General features: G+C 69.9%; 5 protein-coding genes. 1 reads left to right on the top strand and 4 read right to left on the bottom strand.

What is annotated here, in order from left to right:
* From V8688_RS31430 to V8688_RS31415, 4 genes are all read right to left on the bottom strand, one after another.
* Nucleotides 1–749: hypothetical protein (locus V8688_RS31430; protein WP_342802331.1), on the bottom strand; the 749-nt coding region annotated here is incomplete at its 3' end.
* Between the two features lie 151 nt (nt 750–900).
* On the bottom strand, nt 901–2,322 hold the full coding sequence (locus V8688_RS31425; RefSeq protein ID WP_218719767.1) for an NAD(P)/FAD-dependent oxidoreductase: 1,422 nt from the start codon (nt 2,320–2,322) through the stop codon (nt 901–903).
* A gap of 204 nt (nt 2,323–2,526) precedes the next feature.
* On the bottom strand, nt 2,527–3,423 hold the full coding sequence (locus V8688_RS31420) for a tat pathway signal sequence (protein WP_218719766.1): 897 nt from the start codon (nt 3,421–3,423) through the stop codon (nt 2,527–2,529).
* 83 nt (nt 3,424–3,506) lie between these two features.
* On the bottom strand, nt 3,507–3,713 hold the full coding sequence (locus tag V8688_RS31415) for a hypothetical protein (protein WP_218719820.1): 207 nt from the start codon (nt 3,711–3,713) through the stop codon (nt 3,507–3,509).
* Nucleotides 3,714–3,901: 188 nt separating this feature from the next.
* On the opposite strand from V8688_RS31415, the gene V8688_RS31410 reads away from it, so the two are divergent.
* On the top strand, nt 3,902–4,449 hold a 548-nt coding region (locus V8688_RS31410; RefSeq protein ID WP_342802330.1), incomplete at its 3' end, for an exodeoxyribonuclease V subunit gamma.

Raw genomic sequence — 4,449 nt, 5'->3', positions numbered from 1 at the left:
GCGAGGAACCCGCTCGCCGCGCCCACCGCCGCGCCGACACCGGCGCCGACCACCGTGAACGGCACCGACACCGCCATGTAGGCGGCCATCCCGCCGAGGATCGGGCCCGCGACCAGGCCGATCGGGACGAACGGGATACCGGCGACCAGACCGGCCACCGCGCCGCCCGTGCTCGCCACCATGGCGAACGGGGTGGCCACCATCGACCCGACCGCCGCGCCGCGGGCGGCCGAGCCCAGGGTCTCCGAGGCGATCCGGTCCGAGCGGCTGCGCTCGAGCCCGACCGAGTCGAGGAACGTCGCGAGATTGGCCTCGGTGTTGGCCGCGGCGTCGTTGATCTGGATCGACGTGTCGACCGGGACGAAGTCCGGCACCGGGACCAGCTGGTCACCGAAGCGGAACTGTCCCGGTGGCGGCAGGATCGGCGGCACCGGCGCGACCGCGGTCGGCGTGTGCAGCGTGCCCACCGGGGACAGGTAATCCGTCTCCGGGCCGGATCGCGACCACGCCAGCGAACTGCGCGTGTTCTCCGGCATCTGCTGGCCCACATAGGGGGTGGCGTTGGGTGCCACCGCGTCGAACTCCGGCCCGGCCGGATGCTCGGTCTGGGTCACCGCCGCCTGCGCGGGATCGGCGTTCGCGGTGCCCGTGCCGATCAGGGCCATGACCAGGGGTACCGCTCCTGCCGCGACGACCGAACCCACCTTCTGTCGCTGCGGGCTCGGCGCCCTGTGTTTCCCCGTCGCCATAGATCACCTTTCATCCGGGGGATTGGTCACACATATGACGTCCGGCATTCGGACCGGGACCGGACCCGGATGGGTCCGAAACGACGGCAACCCGGAATACGGCGAAGGCCGGGTGGTTCGGGGAACCACCCGGCCTCGCGGTACACGGCACCTAGCCGACTTCGCGCTGTTGACGCGCCTTGCTGTTGTTACCGGGCGGGGCACCCAGCGCCGCCGCCAGCTCGTCGGCGTCGGCCTGATCGGACTGGACCTCCTCGATCGCCAGCCGGGCGAAGACCCACTGCTCGGTGGCGGCCATCTGACCGCGATTGCGGCCGAGGAAGGAGACGAACCAGCCGATCACGGTGACGATCCGGCTGCGATATCCGACCAGGTAGTACAGGTGCAGCGCCAGCCAGGCCAGCCAGGCCAGGAAGCCGCTGAACTCGATCTTGCCGATCTGGCAGACGGCGTCGAACCGCGAGATCGTCGCCATCGAGCCCTTGTTGAAGTACTTGAACGGCGCGCGCTGCTCGGGGGTCTGGCCCTTGAGACCGGCCTTGATGGCCTTGGCCGCGTAGGTGGAACCCTGGATCGCGCCCTGCGCCTGACCCGGCACGCCGGGCACCGACATGAGGTCGCCGACCACGAAGATGTTCGGGTGACCCTTGACCGTGAGGTCCGGTTCCACGATGACGCGCCCGGCCCGGTCGACCTCGGTGCCCTCGGAGCGCTCGGCGATCATCTTGCCCAGCGGGCTGGCCTGCACACCGGCCGACCACACCTTGCAGGCGGATTCGATCCGGCGGGTGCCGCCGTCGGCGTCCTTGACGACGACGCCGTGCGCGTCGACATCGGTCACCATGGCGTTGAGCTGGATCTCCACGCCCATCTTCTCGAGCCGCTTGGCGGCCTTGGCGCCCAGCTTGGGGCCCATCGGGCCGAGCACCGCGCCCGCGCCCTCGAGCAGGATGACGCGCGCGTCACGGGGGTCGATGGTGCGGAAGGTGCCGTCGAGTGTGCGGTCGGCCAGCTCGGCGATCTGACCGGCCAGCTCCACGCCGGTCGGACCGGCGCCGACGACGATGAAGGTGAGCAGCCGGTCGCGCTCCTCCTGCGTGGTCGCGAGTTCGGCCTGCTCGAAGGCGCCGAGGATGCGGGCGCGCAGTTCGAGGGCGTCGTCGATCGTCTTCATGCCGGGCGCGAAGGTGGCGAAGTGGTCGTTGCCGAAGTACGACTGCTGCGCGCCGGTGGCGACGATGAGGCTGTCGAACGGGGTGACGGTGTCGCGGTTGAGTAGTCGCGAGGTGACCGTGTTGTTGACCAGGTCGATGTCGTGGACATCGCCGAGCAACACCTGCGCGTTCTTCTGCTTGCGCAGCACCAGCCGGGTGGCGGGCGCGATCTCGCCGGTCGAGAGGATGCCAGTGGCCACCTGGTACAGCAGCGGCTGGAACAGGTGCGTGGAGGTCTTGGAGATCAGGGTGATGTCGACATCTGCCTTGCGCAGGTGCCTGGTGCCGAACAAGCCGCCGAACCCGGAACCGATCACCACCACACGGTGTCGCTGGTTCCCGACAGACTGAGTGCTCATCGTCCTGCTCCTCGACAGACTGGGGTGGGCCCCGCAACGGTGGTGACAGGGTTAACCGTAGTCGGCTCCGGAGGCAGCGTCGCCACGAGATCCCGGTTCCGATCCTGCTGTGGTGCGTTCTCTCACCGGGAACCGCGGACCGCGGTGAGCGACACCGTGGCACGCGGACCGGTCGACAAGATCGAGAATACGGGACGGGAAAGGTCAGCGACCGGCAAGCAGGAGCTCGGCGACCTTGGTGTCGGTCTCGGAACCCTCGGTGTATCCGCCGTCGCTGCCGAGGGCGTTCATGATGGCCAGGGTGTAGCGCTCGCCGTCACCGGCGACGCCGACCGAGTTGACCACCCAGCCGTCGGCCTCGGCCGACCAGCCGTTCTTCAGGCCGGGCCGCATCCGCGAGCCGGCGCCCCAGACACCCCAGTGCTGGTTGGAGTCGACCGAGCGCATCCGGTCCAGCAGGTAGGCGAGGTCGTCGGGGTGCATCGTGTCGAGGATGGTGTTCATCAGCCGGTCCAGGTCGGCGGCGGTGCACTTCTGGAACGACCAGTCGGGGAACATCGCGGAGGCGGTCGGCTGCGGGATCAGGCTGACCATGCCGTACGCGCGAAACGCGTTGTTGTAGGCCATCCGATCGATGCCGATGTACTTGTTCCACAGCACGTCGGCGGCGTGATCGTTGGAGGTGGCCAGCATCGACTCCATGTTGGCGCGGTCCTCGGGAGACAGTCCGATGGCGCCGACCCTGGCCCGGTTGAGCAGGTCGGCGGCGATGGCCAGCTTGATCGTCGAGGCGGTCCACACCTGGTTCTCGGCGTGCTCGTTGGCGTAGATGCCACCGGTGCGGCGATCGCGCAGCACGTACCCGGTGACGCCGGGGCGCCCGGCTAGATAGGCGTTCACCCGCGCGATCCGCGAACTCATATCGCTGTCGAAGCCGGGCTGCGACACCTGGGTGAGCGCAGGTGGCACGGCGTGGGCCGAAGGGACCAGCACGGGGACGCCCGGAGTGAGGACGGCCGCGGCGGCGAGGAGACAGGCGGTTGCTGCGACCCGGGGAACGACGCGGGTGGCGGGGGAACGGTCACGCACGAGGGACCACACTCGCACACCTGACGCCGTTGTGCACTACTTGAGGTGCGCACCCGAGTGTGTTACAGCGTCGTTGCGCCGCACCGGTTTTCCGCTCAGTGATGCGCGGCGTGCGGGGTCGCGATGGTACAGCCGTTGAGCCGGTGGCAGTGCTCGAACGCTTCGCCGTGCTGATTCAGCGGCCAGGAGTGCAGCACCTGATCCGGCCCGTAGCGCCGGGAGTTGATCAGCTCCCAGCGGTCGCCCACACGGCGGACGATGAAACCGCCACCGGGAACCAGGGGAATCACCTGCGCGATCATGAACCGGACCAGCCTTTCGCCTGCGGCCGAACTGTCCCACCCGAAGGGCAACGATCCCACGGTGGGTAACCAGGGTGGCGCAGGCACGGCCGGGACGCGTTGCGGTGTGGTCTATTTCACTCGCCCTGCGCGGTGGTCCCGGCGGGGCCGCACGATTGCGGGTCGGTCGCTGGGCGTATAAACAACGGATGCCGTTGCACCTCCATCGCGCCGAACGCGCCGACGCGCTGGCCGACGGACTGGGGCGGGTGCTCGCCGACGCGCCGGTCGATCCGTTCACCACCGAGGTGGTCGCGGTCCCGGCGAAGGGGGTGGAGCGCTGGCTGGCGCAGCGGCTCTCGGGCGTGCTCGGCGTGGCGGGTGCCGGTGACGGCGTGGCCGCCAATATCGCGTTTCCCGCGCCGACGGCGCTGGTGGCCGAGGTGCTGGCCGCCGCGAGCGGGGTCGCGCCCGCCGACGATCCGTGGGCGGGCCAGCGCTTGGTGTGGACCCTGCTGGGCGTGCTCGACGAGGTCGTCGAGCAACCGTGGGCGGCCGTGCTGGCGCGCCACCTCGGGCTGCCCGGCGCGGGGCATCGGGTGGGCAGGCGCTACGCCACCGCCGCGCACCTGGCGGTGCTGTTCGACTCCTACGCCGCGCAGCGACCGCAGCTGATCCTCGACTGGGCCCGCGGCGCCGACACCGACGGTGCGGGCGGTCCGGTCCCCGAGGACCTCGCCTGGCAGCCGCTGTTGTG

This window comes from Nocardia sp. No.11, from assembly GCF_038752175.1.
Classification (GTDB): domain Bacteria; phylum Actinomycetota; class Actinomycetes; order Mycobacteriales; family Mycobacteriaceae; genus Nocardia; species Nocardia canadensis.
The sequence above is the reverse complement of the archived record's forward strand: the minus strand, read 5'-3'. Positions and strand labels throughout refer to the sequence as shown.

Coding starts and splice junctions, on each gene's coding strand:
- V8688_RS31415 (WP_218719820.1), bottom strand. CDS start 3,713: ATGATCGCGCAGGTGATTCCCCTGGTTCCCGGTGGCGGTTTCATCGTC.
- V8688_RS31425 (WP_218719767.1), bottom strand. CDS start 2,322: ATGAGCACTCAGTCTGTCGGGAACCAGCGACACCGTGTGGTGGTGATC.